12 protein-coding genes and 1 pseudogene are annotated in these 16,526 nt (G+C 49.2%); 10 read left to right on the forward strand and 3 right to left on the reverse strand.

All coding sequences use genetic code 11. The annotated features are described in order from the left end of the window. The first annotated feature begins 144 nt into the window (after window positions 1–144). The 9 genes and pseudogenes from rpoD (at window position 145) to DWZ45_RS05255 (ending at window position 10,479) form a co-directional block, all read left to right on the forward strand. Window positions 145–1,272, forward strand: a complete 1,128-nt coding sequence (gene rpoD / locus DWZ45_RS05210; RefSeq protein WP_022359808.1) for an RNA polymerase sigma factor RpoD — start codon at window positions 145–147, stop codon at window positions 1,270–1,272. A 262-nt stretch (window positions 1,273–1,534) separates the two neighbouring features. Continuing rightward, the gene (locus tag DWZ45_RS05215; protein WP_022359809.1) at window positions 1,535–2,227 is read left to right on the forward strand and encodes an epoxyqueuosine reductase QueH; all 693 of its coding nucleotides are present in this window, start codon (window positions 1,535–1,537) and stop codon (window positions 2,225–2,227) included. Window positions 2,228–2,495: 268 nt separating this feature from the next. After that, on the forward strand, window positions 2,496–3,179 hold the full coding sequence (locus DWZ45_RS05220; protein ID WP_118468006.1) for an HAD family hydrolase: 684 nt from the start codon (window positions 2,496–2,498) through the stop codon (window positions 3,177–3,179). Window positions 3,180–3,353: 174 nt separating this feature from the next. Beyond that, window positions 3,354–4,565 (forward strand): zinc ABC transporter substrate-binding protein, encoded by a 1,212-nt coding sequence (locus DWZ45_RS05225; protein ID WP_309402781.1) that lies wholly within the window; start codon window positions 3,354–3,356, stop codon window positions 4,563–4,565. Between the two features lie 89 nt (window positions 4,566–4,654). Next, window positions 4,655–5,356, forward strand: a pseudogene (locus DWZ45_RS05230) (ABC transporter ATP-binding protein); the annotation flags it as partial. A gap of 147 nt (window positions 5,357–5,503) precedes the next feature. Next, window positions 5,504–6,331, forward strand: coding sequence for a metal ABC transporter permease (locus DWZ45_RS05235; RefSeq protein ID WP_107000157.1), 828 nt, complete (start codon window positions 5,504–5,506; stop codon window positions 6,329–6,331). A 418-nt stretch (window positions 6,332–6,749) separates the two neighbouring features. After that, a complete protein-coding gene (locus DWZ45_RS05245; RefSeq protein ID WP_118468010.1) occupies window positions 6,750–8,084 on the forward strand; it encodes an MATE family efflux transporter in 1,335 nt (444 codons plus the stop codon). Window positions 8,085–8,328: 244 nt separating this feature from the next. Then, entirely contained in the window at window positions 8,329–9,525 is a 1,197-nt protein-coding gene (locus DWZ45_RS05250) for a CobW family GTP-binding protein (protein WP_118468012.1), read from the forward strand. Between the two features lie 18 nt (window positions 9,526–9,543). Next, window positions 9,544–10,479: a GTP-binding protein gene (locus DWZ45_RS05255; RefSeq protein ID WP_022359817.1), complete on the forward strand. Its 936-nt coding sequence runs from the start codon at window positions 9,544–9,546 to the stop codon at window positions 10,477–10,479. A 141-nt stretch (window positions 10,480–10,620) separates the two neighbouring features. On the opposite strand, the gene DWZ45_RS05260 is transcribed toward DWZ45_RS05255, so the two are convergent. Further along, window positions 10,621–12,081 carry a polysaccharide deacetylase family protein gene (locus DWZ45_RS05260; protein ID WP_118468014.1) on the reverse strand — a complete coding sequence of 487 codons (1,461 nt, stop codon included), beginning with the start codon at window positions 12,079–12,081 and terminating at the stop codon, window positions 10,621–10,623. Between the two features lie 223 nt (window positions 12,082–12,304). Between DWZ45_RS05260 and DWZ45_RS05265 the strand changes: the two genes are divergently transcribed. Next, window positions 12,305–13,771: a D-alanyl-D-alanine carboxypeptidase family protein gene (locus DWZ45_RS05265; RefSeq protein WP_227589518.1), complete on the forward strand. Its 1,467-nt coding sequence runs from the start codon at window positions 12,305–12,307 to the stop codon at window positions 13,769–13,771. Window positions 13,772–13,963: 192 nt separating this feature from the next. Here DWZ45_RS05265 and DWZ45_RS05270 read toward each other — a convergent pair whose 3' ends face one another. Together DWZ45_RS05270 and brnQ are read right to left on the reverse strand one after the other, a co-directional pair. Next, on the reverse strand, window positions 13,964–14,980 hold the full coding sequence (locus DWZ45_RS05270) for an ABC transporter substrate-binding protein (RefSeq protein WP_118468016.1): 1,017 nt from the start codon (window positions 14,978–14,980) through the stop codon (window positions 13,964–13,966). Between the two features lie 28 nt (window positions 14,981–15,008). Next, window positions 15,009–16,394 (reverse strand): branched-chain amino acid transport system II carrier protein, encoded by a 1,386-nt coding sequence (gene brnQ, locus DWZ45_RS05275; RefSeq protein ID WP_118468018.1) that lies wholly within the window; start codon window positions 16,392–16,394, stop codon window positions 15,009–15,011. Between the last annotated feature and the right edge of the window lie 132 nt (window positions 16,395–16,526).

The following is a 16,526-nucleotide window of genomic DNA, read 5'->3' on the forward strand; positions in this document are numbered from 1 at the left end:
ATAGAATTTAATCGTATATAATGTACTTTCGGGATATTGCAGGGAAAGGTGCAGGGAAATAAAAGCACACAAACAATCGAGGGACAATATCACGTTAGATATAAAGAAACTTCTAAGCGAAATAAATCGAAAGGACGTTAATTCGTGGAGAAAGAAAATTTTTTAGGTAAGTTAAGGAAACTGGTAGAGTTAGCAAAGTCCAAGCAGAACGCGCTGGACGTGACAGAGATCAATAACTTTTTTATGGGCGATAATCTGCAGACAGAGCAGATGGAGCAGATTTACAATTATCTGGAGCAGAATAATATTGATGTCATTCCGGAGGTGATCGATGATTCGATCCTCAAGGAAAATGATTCGATGCTCGATGATGATGTGGATGATGAATTCCTCAAGAACGAGGAAGAGGATATCGATCTGGATGCGATCGATCTGTTAGAGGGAATCGGCACGGAAGATCCGGTCCGCATGTACCTGAAAGAGATCGGTACCGTTCCGCTTCTGAGCGCGGAGGAGGAGATCCGCCTTGCAAAGCGCAAAGCAGAGGGTGATGTGAATGCAAAAGAGCGCCTGATTGAGGCAAACCTGCGCCTGGTTGTCAGCATTGCAAAGCGCTATACAGGACGCGGCATGAGCTTTCTGGATCTGGTTCAGGAAGGCAATCTGGGTCTTATTAAGGGCGTTGAGAAGTTTGATTATACAAAGGGTTATAAGTTAAGTACATATGCGACCTGGTGGATTCGTCAGTCTGTTACAAGGGCTCTGGCGGATCAGGCGAGAACTATCCGTGTCCCGGTGCATATGGTAGAGACGATCAACAAGATGTCCAAGATGCAGCGTAAGCTGACGCTGGAACTGGGCTATGAGCCGTCGGTGGCAGAGCTTTCCGAGGCGCTTGGCATGTCCGAGGATAAGGTCATGGAGATCATGCAGATCGCACGTGAGCCAGCTTCCCTGGAAACCCCGATCGGTGAGGAAGACGATTCCAATCTGGGTGATTTCGTAGCGGACGGCAACGTGGTAACGCCGGAAGGGAATGTAGAATCTGTTATGCTGCGTGAGCATATCGATGCATTGCTTGGAGACCTGAAGGAGAGAGAGCGTCAGGTTATTATTCTCCGGTTTGGTCTGGAGGACGGACATCCGAGAACCCTGGAAGAGGTCGGAAAAGCATTCAACGTAACGAGAGAGCGTATCCGCCAGATCGAGGCAAAAGCACTTCGTAAATTAAGAAATCCGGTCCGGAGCAAGCGGATTCGCGATTTCCTGTAAGAGTTGTATCATTTTGGTAAAAAGGGAAATTTGTTTGGAATTTCCTGAAAGGTTTAATAAAAAGATAAAGCAGTTTGTACCCGTCCGTGGGTACAGGCTGCTTTTTCAAGTTTTGGAGAATATGAATTATTGTGCATATCTTCATATGACGTCTAAGAATGGAAATGATGTTTGTCAGGAAAGAAGCGTTTCGGATAGAAGTATCGTGTGCTGGAAGGAAAATGCACGGACAGATGGGAACTTATAGAAAGAGGAGAGAAAAATGTCGGAACCAATGAAAAATCCGCCAGCCAGAAAGACACAGACGGCGAAACGGAATTATCAGAAAGAAATGGAAAAAGTGCTGGATGCAGCAGTCCGGGACGGTAGAGTTCCGACTTTATTTCTTCACAGCTGTTGTGCGCCGTGCAGCAGCTACGTGCTGGAATATCTGTCGCAGTATTTTTCGATTACGGTGTTCTACTACAATCCGAATATTTCACCGAAAGAGGAATATGAGGCGCGCACGGAGGAGGTACAGCGGCTGATCCGGGAGCTTCCAGCGGTGCATCCGATCCGGTTTGTAGAAGGAAAATACGACCCGGAATGCTACTATGAGGCAGTCCGGGGGCATGAGAAGGATCCGGAGGGCGGCGAGCGCTGCGGTATTTGTTTTGAGATGCGCCTACGGGAAGCGGCGAAGCTGGCAGCCGAGGGCGGCTATGACTGGTTCACGACGACCCTCACGATCAGTCCGCTCAAAAATGCCGGGCGCCTCAATACGATCGGGCAGGCGATGGGAGAAGAGTATCATGTGGCATTTCTGCCGTCGGATTTCAAGAAAAAAGAGGGATATAAGCGCTCGATCGAGCTGTCGGCGCAGTATCATCTATACCGGCAGAATTACTGCGGATGCGTGTTCTCGAAGCGGGAGCGTGAAGAGCAGATGCAGAAGGAGAGGCAGGAAACATCGTGATTTGCGGGGCGATATGTTTGGTTGAAGATGAGTTTGTATGGATGATTGCCTGTAGCTGTGAAAGTATGAACCGGCTGTGAGGGGAAAAAGTGGTACTGTTCACAGGTAGGCACTTTTGGAACCGAAAGTGCCGTAAGAAAACGTGGTGGCAGCAGGAATTTGCCGTATTTAAATGCGAAGCCACGGCAAATTCCGTTACTGAGCACGTATGCGTGAACAGTAACAAAAAAGTTACAAGAAAAGATGGAAACAGAAAGGAAGAAACGCAATGTACCGCTTATGTATATTTGATTTGGATGGAACTCTTTTAAATACGGTTTATGCGCTGACTTATGTGACAAATTTAACATTGGATGCATTCGGACTGCGCCATGTTACACCGGAGGAAACGAAACGGATCGTGGGAAATGGATACCGGATGCAGATGAAGCGCGCGCTGGTGCTGGCGGGGGATGAGAAGCTGGTTCATTATGAAGCGTCGCTTCCGATGTATATGGAGAATTTCTCTAAATATTGCCTGAAAGACGTAGAGCCATATGACGGTATCCGGGAACTGCTGGCGTCGTTAAAAGAGGTGGGTGTACATGTGGCTGTCCTTTCGAACAAGCCGCATGAGCAGGCAATTGTGAATATTGAGACATTCTTTGGGAAAGGATATTTTGATGTGGTGCGCGGCGAGCAGGCGGGAACGCCGAAAAAACCGGCTCCAGACGGGGCGTTCGCCATTTGCCGGGAACTGGGTATAAAACAGGAAGAGTGTCTGTATCTGGGCGATACGAATACAGATATGGAAACTGGGCTGAATGCCGGAATGGACACGGTCGGCGTGCTCTGGGGCTTCCGTGACCGGGAAGAGCTGGAAGGCTGCCATCCGCAGTATATTGTGGCACATCCGTCGGAAGTAGCGGAGATTGTGAAGAAAAAGAATGAGTCACATGGAAGAATGGAGTAGTGTCTGTGTTTGTTCATAGCTGTGAAAAGAGAAACAGTTGTGAAAGAAAATGATATTTGAAATAGTAATTCGAAATGTTTATTGAAAAACATTTACTGAAATAGAAGAAGTTAAGGGTAAAAAAGAAATATGGTAAAACACAAGAATGGATTTAAATGTAAATGGATATCATGGATGCTTGCTTTTTTGCTTGTCTTTTCCTGTGTTCTTACAGCGTGTACGCCACGGCGGGGAACTGCATCGTCTGATTCATCGTCGAATCCGTTAAAAGGGGCAGATGTGTCTGGTGATACGCGCTTAAACGTTGTGACAACGCTATTTCCGTATTACGATTTTCTCCGGCAGATTGCCGGGGATTCGATCCGGCTGACGATGGTTGTTCCGGCGGGCATGGACAGCCATTCGTTCGAGCCGACGCCGGCGGACATGATCACGATCCAGAATGCAGATCTGTTAGTCTGCAACGGCGGTACGATGGAACAGTGGCTTTCGCAGGTGCTTGATTCCTTCGGGGAAGGCACTGGACCGAAGCGCGTCGTGACGATGATGGACTGCGTGGATGTAGTGCAGGAGGAGATCGTCGAGGGCATGGAAGATGGAGAGGCGCACGGTCATGGACATACGCATGTTCATGCGGATGGAACAGTTCATGCGGGTGATCACGATCATGAGTCGGAAGATCATGCTCACAGTGAAGAAGAACATGAGCCAGAGGACCATGTTTACAGTGAAGAAGAACACGACACAGAAGAGCATATTCACAGCGAGGATGAGCATGATATGGAAGATGTGGCGGTTCATGATGAAGATCACGCTCAAGAGTATCTGGATGAGGACGATGGTCACGGCGTCGAGATTGAATATGACGAGCACATCTGGACATCCCCGGTCAATGCGAAAAAGCTGGCCGGAGTGCTGGCGGAGGTGCTGGCACAGGAAGATCCGGCGCACGCGGCTTACTATGCGGAAAACTGCGCGTCCTATCAGGATAAATTGACGGAATTGGATGCAGAATTCAGAGAAGTTGTCTCCCATGCCAAGCGCCGTCTCGTCGTTTTCGGTGATAAATTTCCACTCCGGTACTTTTTCGATGAGTATGGGCTGGAATACAGGGCAGCATTTTCAGGATGCAGTACGGATACGGAGCCGAGTGCCAAGACCATCGCCTACCTGATCGATAAGGTGCGGGAGGAACAGATACCAGCCGTCTATTACCTGGAGCTTTCCAGCCCGCGCGTGGCGGAGATCATCGGGGAAGAGACGGGCGCGGAACCACTGTTGTTCCACTCCTGCCACAATGTGACGAGACACCAGTTTGATTCGGGCGTTACCTATCTGGAATTGATGGAGCAGAACGTAAAGAACTTGAAAAAGGGATTGTCATAAAAAGAATAGATGATTATGGGAAAAAGTCTTTAGCCATGGTGAATGTTTATGACAATAGAAGAGTAGAGCAGTAGTGAAAGGAATTATAGATGGGATTACTCTTAAAATGTGAGCATGTAGGTTTTGGTTATGAAAACCAGGATGCGGTGCTGGATGTGAACCTGGAGGTAAATGAGGGCGATTATATTTGCATTGTCGGGGAAAATGGTTCGGGAAAAAGTACCCTGATGAAGGGTATTCTGGGACTTTTAAAACCGACTTCGGGCAGGATTGAATATTCAGAAGAATTAAAAAAAGCCGGTATTGGTTACCTGCCGCAGCAGACCGACGCGCAGAAGGACTTTCCAGCGACTGTGTTTGAGGTGGTTATCTCCGGGTGCCTGGGAAAACGCGGCAGCCGCCCGTTTTATTCGATGAAAGAAAAGAAAGAGGCGCGGGCAAATCTGGATCGTCTGGGAATCCGCGATCTGGAAAAAAGCTGTTTCAGAGAGCTTTCCGGCGGTCAGAAACAGCGTGTTCTGATCGCGCGGGCGCTCTGTGCGACGGATAAGCTGCTGATTCTCGATGAGCCGATCACGGGACTCGATCCGTCGGCGATTCTGGACTTTTACCAGCTGATCCGGAAACTGAATCAGGAAGAAAAGGTTGCAATCCTGATGGTTTCCCATGATATGGCAAATATTGTGCATCAGGGAGGAAAAATTTTGCAGATGCGGCAGAAGCCGCTGTTCTGGGGTACGATGAAAGAATATGTGAAGAGTGAGATTGCTCATTCTTTCCTGGGACGGGAAGAGCTGGCAACTCTGGGGCACAGATGCGGAGTGCCGATGCAGAAGGATGGAATCAGGAAGATGCAGAAGCCGGAAATGGGTTCGGAAACTGATTCTGAAACGAAACAGCATTTGAAAGACAGGAATGCGGAGAAGGAGGTGTAGAAGATGGGAATTATATCTGAAATGTTATCATACCCGTTTATGGTGCGGGCGCTGATCGGCGGTCTTTTAGTCTCTCTCTGCGCCTCTCTGCTGGGTGTCAGCCTGGTGCTCAAACGCTACTCAATGATTGGAGACGGTTTATCCCATGTTTCGTTCGGATCCCTTTCGATCGCACTGGCGGCAGGCTGGTCGCCTTTAAAGGTTTCGATTCCGGTGGTCGTGCTGGCGGCATTTTTCCTGCTGCGGATCACGGAACATGGAAAAGTAAAGAGTGACGCTGCGATTGCGATGATCTCGGCCAGTGCGCTTGCAATCGGTATTATCGTAACTTCCCTGACAACCGGTATGACGACCGATGTCAGCAGCTATATGTTTGGAAGTATTCTCGCGATGAGCCGGGAAGATGTCCAGTTTGCGGCGGTGCTTTCCATGGTGGTGCTTGGATTATATCTTTTTTGCTATAACAAAGTATTTGCGGTTACCTTTGATGAGAGCTTTGCCAAGGCGACCGGCGTCAATGTGTCGCTCTATAACGTGCTGATAGCGGTTCTGACCGCGATCACGATCGTGATTGGAATGCGGATGATGGGCGCGATGCTGATCTCCAGTCTGATTATTTTCCCGGCTCTGACCTCCATGCGGGTGTTCAAGAGCTTCCGGGGCGTGGTCGTCGCATCGGGGATTCTGTCGCTGATCTGTTTCTTTGGAGGAATGGTGATGTCCTACACGTACTCAACACCGGCGGGCGCGAGCGTTGTTGTGGTGGATCTGGCGGCGTTTCTGCTCTTTTCGCTGATACAGAGAGGGATAGCTGCTACTGCCCGCAAATAGGATGTTTTTTGTAGAACATACACATTCTGTATGCTCATGTTTCTGTTCACGGGTAGGCACTTTTGGAACCGAAAGTGCCGTAAGAAAACGTGGTGGCAGCAGGAATTTGCCGGGGAGTGGTTGACAAATAAAATGGCTTGCGGTTATAATAATATCCGGTTGCCGGAATGGGCAGATCGCCAGCAAAAGCTTGCAGAGTTGCTGGTCGGCGATAGAAAACGAAAATCGAATAGCTTGTCTAAGCGTTAAAGAGACTATAGGGTTTGTACTGTTTCTGAGATAAACAGTAAAGTCCGTAGTCTCTTTTTTATTTGATAAGAAATGCTTTGCAGAAGAAACCCAGGTGTTTTTTCTGCGAAGAATGTGTCAGAAACGTTCATGAAAAGTGAAAAATAAAAAAGGGAATGGAGATGGAAAAATGGATCAGACCTACATGAAAGAAAAACCAGTTGTCCCGCTGCTGCTTTCGATGGGAATCCCGGTCATCATATCGATGATCGTCGGGGCACTCTACAATATCGTGGACAGCATTTTCGTGGCAATGATCAGTGAGGACGCGATGACGGCGGTTTCGCTTGTCTATCCGATCCAGAACCTTGCGCACGCAGCCGGGGTTGGGTTTGGCGTTGGTATCAATGCGATGGTGGCGAGACGCCTTGGCGAAGGAAAAACACGGATGGCGAACCAGACAGCATCGCAGGGAGTATTTTTAAGTGCCTTACATGGAATGATTTTAACGATTTTAGGAATGGCGGTGATTCCGTATTTCCTGCGGATGTTTACGAGCGATGAGGTAACGATTTCCTACGGACTGACGTATTTTCGCAATGTGTTTCTGTTTTCAACGATCGACACGATGGGAATGGCATATGAAAAGGTCTACCAGTCGGTTGGAAAGATGAAAATATCGATGGCAGCCGTCTTGATTGGATGCGGCGTCAATATCGTGCTGGACCCGATCTTTATCTTTGGATTAGGCCCCATGCCGGAACTGGGAATCCGCGGTGCGGCGTGGGCGACAGGAATCGGGCAGACGGCGTCGCTGCTGTTTTATTTGATTTTAAACCATGTGAAACCGTTAAATGTGGAGATTTCGCTGCGGGAAATGCGTCCGTCGAAGGAGATCTGCGGCGGTATGTATTCAGTCGGAATCGCGGCAACACTCAATATGGCGCTGACATCCCTGCTTCTGACGGCGCTCAATGCGATTCTGGCACCATTTTCGCAGGTATATATTCTGGTGCTGGGTGTTTACTACAAGCTGCAGGCACTGCTTTATCAGGGAGCCAGCGGCGTGGTGCAGGGAATGCGCCCGCTGATCGGTTACAATTACGGTGCAGGCGAGCAGGAGAGGGTGAAAAAGATCTTCCGCGCGGCCTTCATGATTGTTGGCATTATCATGACAGCGGGAACCCTGCTTGGCGAGCTGGTGCCGGATTTCCTGATGGGGCTGTTTACGCAGACGCCTTCGACGGTGGAGATCGGCAGAACGGCGCTCCGGCTAATCAGCCCGGGCTTTGTCATGTCAACGGTTTCCGTCATTGCTTCTGGCGCGTTTGAGGGACTTGGAATGGGACTTAAATCTCTGAAAATTTCCCTGATGCGCTATGCTGTGATTATCATTCCGATCGCATTTGTGCTCAGCCGGATCATCGGTCCTATCGGTGTCTGGCACGCGTTCTGGCTGGCAGAGCTTATCACGGCAGTGTATGCTGGGGCGAGCTGGAAGCGGACGATTACTGTGTCTTTATAGGGCGTTTTTGGTCTCAAAAAGGCTGCATATATGTGAGGCTAAAAAAGTTACTGTTCACACGCGCCCAGTAACGGGATTTTGCCGATGCTTGACTTTACTAGGTATTTGTGTAAAATAATAAGTGGCTGATCGGAACTTCGGCAGATTCGGGCGATGTAAAGCTATGCATTGCCGGGATGCCAGGTACCGGGCGGACAATGATTTACAGTCAGTACACATTTGTACAGAAAAGAAGGTAAGTAAAATGACAAAGATTGATATTATTTCCGGTTTCCTGGGTGCAGGAAAGACTACGTTTATTAAACAGCTTTTAAAAGAAGCAATTTCAGGCGAGAAAGTCGTTCTGATTGAAAATGAATTTGGACAGATCGGCATTGACGGCGGTTTTTTAAAAGACGCTGGCATCGAGATCCGTGAGATGAACTCCGGCTGTATCTGCTGCTCTCTGGTCGGCGATTTTGGACGTTCCCTCGAGGAAGTTCTGACCAAATATCAGCCGGATCGTGTTATCATCGAGCCGTCAGGCGTCGGCAAGCTGTCTGATGTTATGAATGCAGTAAAAAATGTAGCTTCTGAGATTGAGGTTATGTTAAACAGTGCGGTTACCGTGGTAGATGTCAACAAATGCCGTATGTATATGAAGAACTTCGGTGAGTTTTTCAACAACCAGATCGAAAATGCAGGCACGATCGTGTTAAGCCGTACCGATGTAGCGGATCCGAAGAAGGTACAGGGCGCGGTTGAGATGCTTCGCCAGCACAATGCAAAGGCAACCATCGTGACCACTCCATGCAGCGAGCTGACCGGCGCACAGCTTCTTGAGATGATCGAGCAGGAAGATGATATGGCAGAGGAGCTGATGAAAGAGGCAAGAGAGCATATGCATGAGCATCATCACCATCATGATCATGACGATGACTGCGATTGCGGCTGCCATGACCACGATCATGAGCATCACCACCATGACGATGACTGCGACTGTGGCTGCCATGATCATGATCACGAGCATCATCACCATGACGATGACTGCGATTGTGACTGTCATGATCACGATCATGAGCACCATCATCATGACCATGAGCATCATCATCACGACCATGATGACGAGTGTGGCTGTGGCTGCCATGACCACCACCACGATCACGAAGGACACCATCATGCAGATGATGTATTTACAAGCTGGGGCTTGGAGAATGTCGGCGTGATGAAGAAAGAAGATCTGCAGAAGATTCTGGATGATCTGGCTTATGGTGATAAATACGGCGAGGTTCTGCGTGCGAAAGGCATGGTTCCGAGTGAAGAAAAGGGCGTATGGCTGCATTTTGATATGGTTCCGGAGCAGGCTGAGATCCGTGAGGGAGCACCGGATTTTACCGGAAAGGTGTGCGTGATCGGTGCCGAGCTGGACGAAGAGGGTCTGAAGGCAGCGTTCAACGCGTAAATACAAGGAGAATGAACTATGAATGAAGATAAGATGCCGTTGTTTCTCATCAATGGTTTTCTGGAAGCTGGAAAAACCCAGTTTATTAAATTTACAATGCAGCAGGATTATTTCCAGACCGAAGGAAAGACACTTCTGATTGTCTGCGAAGAGGGCGAGGAAGAGTATGATGAGGAGCTTTTAAAGCAGACTCATACAGCGGTTGTCTATATAGAGGAAGCGGAAAAGCTGACGCCGGAATACCTACAGGATCTGGAGCTCCTTTACAATCCGGAGCGAGTTCTGATGGAGTGGAACGGTATGTGGAATCTGGATGCCCTGAAACTTCCGAACGATTGGGATCTGTATCAGCAGATCACGATCATCGATGGTTCCACATTTGATTTATACCTGCAGAACATGAAACCATTGATTGGTGCCATGGTCCGCAACACGGAAATGATTATCATGAACCGTTGCGACGAGATCGAGGATCTGGATGTATACCGCCGTACTTTAAAGGGCATGAACCCGCAGGTTCAGATCGTATTTGAGGACGCAGAGGGCGAAATTGAGGAAGTGACCGAAGCGGATCTTCCATTTGATGTCAATGCCGAAGTGATCGAGATTCCGCCGGAGGCATATGGTATCTGGTATATTGATGCGATGGATAAACCGGACCGTTACCGTGGAAAGACCGTTGAATTTACCGGCATGGTACTGAAAACCCCGGATTTCCCGAAGAACAACTTTGTTCCTGGACGTATGGCGATGACCTGTTGCGAGGCAGATATGACGTTCTTAGGTTTCATGTGCAAGGCAAAAAATGCCCGTCTGCTTGAGACGAAAGACTGGGTCAAAGTACGTGCCCGCGTAGAATATGAGTATATGCCGGAGTATGAGGGTGAAGGTCCGATGCTTTATGCAGATTACGTGGAAAAGGCAGAGCCGATTGAGGAGATTGTGCAGTTCTAAGATTTGCAACAGAAAGCTGTGCTTGAAAGAAAAGGTGTGCCCCGGAGTGTGGAAGACTCCGGGGTTTTTAAAAAAGAAAGAGAAATCGAACAAATGCTCGATTTCTCTTTCTTTTATTTAAAATTGGATTACAGCTTTATCTTACTCCGTCATCTTCGGCACCGGAGTAGGTCTTGACCGGTCAAATACCTCGTTGACATCAAACAGGTCACTCAAATGGTCGCCGCCGACTCCACTTTCCGGAAGGTCATAATACATCCGGTAGCCGTCGAGGTTCCGGCGCCCCTGTCGCATATAATCGTCGCCGATCTGGACGAAATACTGGGAGGAATCTACGTTACAGAAGTAACGGAATCCCTTGTTGTACAGGTACTGGAAGCGCTCGCTGCTTGTATCATACGGATGCCAGTCCCCAATATCGCTTCCAAACGGGAAGAGGATGATATCACACGGACCGGTCAGCGTTTCGACTTCATTTGCCCATTTATCGGTATCTTCACGGAATTTATCCATGGAGATCGTACCCATGTTGCGGTGTCCCCAGCTGTGGGAGGCAATTTCAAAACCGTCGTCGCGCAGGCACTGGACGACTTTTGCTGCGTTGGCGCGTTCTTCCTCAAAGTTGAAATCCGGGTGTTCCGCTTTGTACTCGTCAGTATTGTAGGCGGAATCGGTGCGGTAGCCCAGGATGCCATTGTAACCGGTAAAAGCAATGCACGCTTTTGCGCCGCGGTAGGAGAAATCCGGGTGCTCTTTGATGAAATCATCCAGTAACGGCACCAGATCATAGGAACCGACGGAAACAGAACCGTCGTCCATCTTCATCTCGTTCGTTGGCTTGCCATCCTCGCCGATAATCATACGGGAGGCAAAGCCATCGCCATCCATGTATTCGTAGTAGCAGACATCATCCTGTGACATGACGAACGGCTTCTTACCTTCCGGAAGCATGATATCGCCCTCCTGGAAATGTTTGGAACCGTCCTCTGCGGTCACCTCATATGCTACATCGTGCAGACGTACCAGAACGAAACCGCGCTCATACATCGACTGGAGAATCTTCATAAATTCATCCTTGGTCGTCATGACCTGATTATAACCCTTTTCGCGGCTGTCGCCGTCAAATGCTTTCGAGGTATCCATAATCAGTGTATGGAAGAATACATGCGTTACCTTACGCGGATCAGCGCGCACCAGTGTTTCTTTGGTGGCGTTGTATTCGTCGATCGCTGCCGTCACGGACTCGTCAGATGCGTATGTACTGCTGGACAGGAGATTGATTGCCCCGTCATAGTCATAACCGTCTGCCAGAAGCTTTGCCTGAGCGATGACACCCTCGAGGCTGTCATCAGCAGGTGCAGATGCATTATCAAGGGAAATTACTCCATTTTCAGAATCCGTTTCGGTTGTCGCTGGAACCGAAGATACATGTGCTGCCGGAGAGCGGCGCACCCAGAGGAACGCGGCAATTCCAAGCAGTACAATCAGAATGCCGATTAAAATTAAATACGGAAGTTTGGAGGAACTGCCGTGCCGTCGCCTGGAACGTCCGCCACGTGCAGAAAATCCAACGCTTCCAAGGGAGGAATTTCTTCTCATCATAGTTTTCACCTTTTGTTTATTCATATTTATCTGTCGTTTTTTGCGTCAGATAGTAATAACAGGCCGAGAAAGTTTGCCACCGACTCGACACAGCAAGAAAGAGAGCGGAAAACGTTTTTATAAGCCTGTCTGTGTTCTTATAGTATACCATAAAAAGGAAAGGTGGTCTATGACAGTTTCTTACAATTCTCTTTGGCATAGGGACGGGCGGATATGCCATATCTTGAGAAGAGAGTATGTGCAGACGGAGGAAGATATGAATGAAAAATGTATCATGCAGGGAGAGGCGTGGTATTTGAAATGGAAGCGTGTGGAAAAATGGTGTTGGTTTGTGAAAAAGAAGCTGTTTCGGGAAAAAGGATGTATGTGTTGGGACGAAGGGGGCAGAGACAGGAGAAGAGTGTATTTAAACAAAAATGCTTGGAGAGGGCTGACAGCGATTGGTGTAGTGGTTGTGCTTACGATGGGAGAATGTGTGTCAGGCATACAGCTTGGAATTGGTAAATTGGGGGGAAATGGTATGCTCACATCTTACGCGGAGGAACTGTGGATTCCCGTTTCAGTAACCGCAGAGACAGCGCAGGCAGCAGAAAATGCCGCTGAGCTTCCCGTCCAGGCACCGGAGGCGATCCTTATGGAGGCCTCCACCGGAACTATTTTGTACGAAAAAAATGCGGACGAGGCGCGAAATCCAGCCAGCGTGACGAAGATTATGACGCTGCTTCTGATTTTTGATGCGTTACATTCGGAAAAAATTCATTTGCAGGATGAGGTCACGACCAGCGCGCATGCGAAATCCATGGGGGGATCCCAGGTGTTTTTGGAAGAAGGGGAGGTACAGACGGTCGAAACGCTGATCAAGTGCATCGTCATTGCATCGGGAAATGATGCCAGTGTGGCAATGGCAGAGTATATCGGCGGCAGTGAAGAGGCATTTGTTGCGATGATGAACGAGCGGGCGAAAGGGCTTGGAATGGAGACAGCAAAGTTTGAGGATTGCTGCGGTCTGACGGCGTCTACGACGCACGCGATGTCGGCGCGCGACATTGCCCTAATGTCGCGGGAATTGATCACGAAGTATCCGGAAATTTTTCAGTATTCAACGATCTGGATGGAAAATATAACGCACCGGACCAAGCAGGGAGAGAAAGAATTTGGACTTTCCAATACGAATAAGCTGCTGAAAATGGTGACAAATTTTGAGGTGACGGGACTGAAAACAGGTTCTACATCGCTGGCAAAATATTGCCTGTCCGCAACCGGGCGGAAAGATGGCGTTGATCTGATTGCCGTCATTCTGGCAGCACCGGATTATAAGGCGCGGTTTGCGGATGCGGTCACATTATTAAATTATGGGTTTGCAAATTGTCATCTTTACAAAGATGAAAATCCGGGAGCTGTGCCGGAAACGACGGTGGCAGGCGGCATCCAGGAACAGGTTGCAGGGCGTCTGCGGGGAACCTTTTCTTACCTTTCGATGGGAGGAGAGAATCTGGATGGAATCGAAAAAGAGTGGATGATGGAAGAATCCCGCAAAGCGCCGGTTCGGGAAGGTGATGTGATCGGACATCTGGTCTACCGGTTGGATGGACGGGAATTGGGAAGTGTGGAGATAGAAGCGGCAGAAACGGTGGAGAAAGCGGGACTCTGGGACTATTTTAAGAAGGTAATGGGAGTGTTTGCGGCATAGAAATAAAGAGCTGTCATGTTTGAATAGTGATACATGACAGCTCTTTTTTGTGTAATAGGAAATTCCTTGGAATTTCCTATTACACAAAAAGGCACTAACGTGCCAATGATGCGCACTCGCGCGAAGATGTAGGTTGTCGCAAGCGACCGCGCGAGACGCCCGGATGTGCCAAGGCACATTCTTTTTTGCTGGTTATTCATTCTGCAATCCAGCCGCTTTTTCAGAATACGTGGTCGTTACCAGTTTTTCATAAGGAATCCGTTCCTTGAGTTCACCTGCTTCTTCCAGAATATTTTCCAGAAGCTCAAAGCTGTCCCTGTGGAAAATGGTATCATTTTTCCAGGTGTCCTGCGCTTTGTAGCGGTCAACGATGCGGGCGATTGCCGCGCGGTCTGTTTCCGGAAACTGAGGTTGGATTGTCTCGGCGATTTCATCCGCACTGTGGGAGTTGACGTAAGCTAAGCCCTTCTGGATGGCATTCGTGAACGACTGGATAATTTCCGGATGCCTATTTAGATAGCTCTGCTTTGCACAGTAGGCGGTGTAGGGGACATAACCGGAATCGACGCCGAGCGAGGCGACAACGGTGCCATTTCCTTCGGTTTCAAGGGTGGTGGCGAAGGGCTCGAACTCGACCGTGTAATCCGCATCATTACTCGTAAACGCCGCCGCTGTCAGCCCGAAATTGATACTCTGATCGATGGTCAGGTCATTTTTTGGATCGATGCCATTTTTCTTTAAAATATACTCAAAGACCATTTCCGGCATTCCACCCGCGCGCCCGCCAAGCACCTTTTTGCCTTTCAGATCCTGCCAGGAAAAGTCTGGTTCGGCACTTCGTCCAACGAGAAAGTTTCCGGCACGCTGGGTCAGCTGGGCAAAATTGACAGCATAATCGGCGGAACCTTCCTGGTAGACATAGATACTTGCCTCTGAGCCCATGAATCCGATATCGGCATCCCCGGAGATGAGCGAGGTCATAACCTTGTCGGCACCGGCACCGTTTACGAGTGTCAGAGCGATGCCTTCATCCTTAAAATAGCCCAGCTCGATCGCGGCGTACTGTGGCGCATAAAAAATCGAGTGGGCTACCTCATTGAGTGTGACCGGTTCAAGCGCCCCGTCCGCCTCCTTCGCCTGTCCACACCCGGTCAGGGTGGTAAGCAGAGTGAGCACAGCCAGGGCAGCTGCAAATTTAGTTCGTTTCATGGTTGCCTCCTGCGGTTCGTTCATACTATTAAGATATGGGGAATACAGGAAGGTGTGAGCGGTCTGCTGATTTTTCTTTCTGTCTCCAGAGAAGTCCAATACAAAGCCCGACAAGCGACGGCAGAATCCATCCGAGGTTCAAATTAAACAGCGGAAGCGTCTGTCTGGCAAATGCGATGACGGGTTCCAGATGTAGGGCAGACTGCATTTCGTCCGGCAGAGCTGCTAAAAAGTCAAAGATGGAAGCTGCCCAGGAACAAATGGTAACGCAGACATAGACTTTTTTGTTATGCTGGAATGCATTTCCAACCAGCGCGAGGAGAATCAGCGTGATGGCTGGCGGGTAAATCAGCATCAAAACAGGAACCGAGTAAGTGATGATAGCGGACAGCCCCACATTTGACACAATGAGTGAAAAAAGGGTAAAAACGACCGCCCATGCACGGTAGGAAAGGGTATGGGGAAACAGTTTCACAAAGGTTTCCGCACAGCTCGTTACAAGCCCGATGGAGGTCTTGAGGCAGGCGAACGTGATCGCGATGGCGAGGATCCAGGTGCCCATCCGTCCAAGGTAGTAGTCTGCAATCTGGGAGAGGGCGATGCCGCCGTTTTCTGAAAGTTCGAATTGTCCCAGTGACTGTACTCCAATCAGGATGGTAAGCAGATAGATAAATGCCATCAGAAGCCCAGCCAGCATACCGGAATGCAGAACCTCTTTTGCAATGGTTGAATCTTCCCGCACGCCCATCTGGCGGATAACCGAAATGACCACGATCCCGAATGCGAGTCCGGCAATCGCATCCATGGTTTCATAGCCCTGGGAGAGCGCGGAAAAGAAAGCTCCATTCTGATAAGAGGCATCGGGAACTGCCGCTGAAACCTCGATGCTCGGATGAAGCAGGGCAGTCACAATCAGAACGCCTAGAAACAGAAGAAACAGCGGATTGATGATTTTTCCGATCCAGAGCGTGATGCTGCCTGGACGAATGGAAAATACAAACACCAGCGCAAAGAAGATCAGCGAAAACAAAAGCAGCATAGTCTGTTCGGAAAGCTGTGTTCCTAAAAGGGGTCTGACTCCGGCGGTAAAGGAGGTCGTAGCGCACCGCGGAATAGCGAAAAACGGTCCGATTGTCAGGTAGAGCAGACAGGTAAAGAAATAGCTATATCTGTGTCCGACGCGGCGGGACAGATCCTGAAGTCCCTCCGAATGCGTGCTTCCGATCGCGGCAACACCCAGGATCGGAATGCCGACGGCAGTCAGAATAAATCCAATCGCTGCCGGTAGAAACTGGCGTCCGGCAAGCTGACCGAGGTGCACCGGAAAAATCAGATTTCCGGCGCCGAAGAACATGCCGAATAAAGTTCCGGCAACTAAAAGCCGCTGCTTATGGGAAAGACAGGTCTGCGTCATAGATGCTCACTCCTTTTACATGAAAATTGAAAGTTACTGTTCACGCATACGTGTCCAGTAACGGAATTTGCCGTGGCTTCGCATTTAAATACGGCAAATTCCTGCTGCCACCACGTTTTCTTACGGCACTTT

The sequence above is a fragment of the Clostridium sp. AF32-7AC genome (assembly GCF_003477925.1).
Classification (GTDB): domain Bacteria; phylum Bacillota; class Clostridia; order Lachnospirales; family Lachnospiraceae; genus Otoolea; species Otoolea fessa.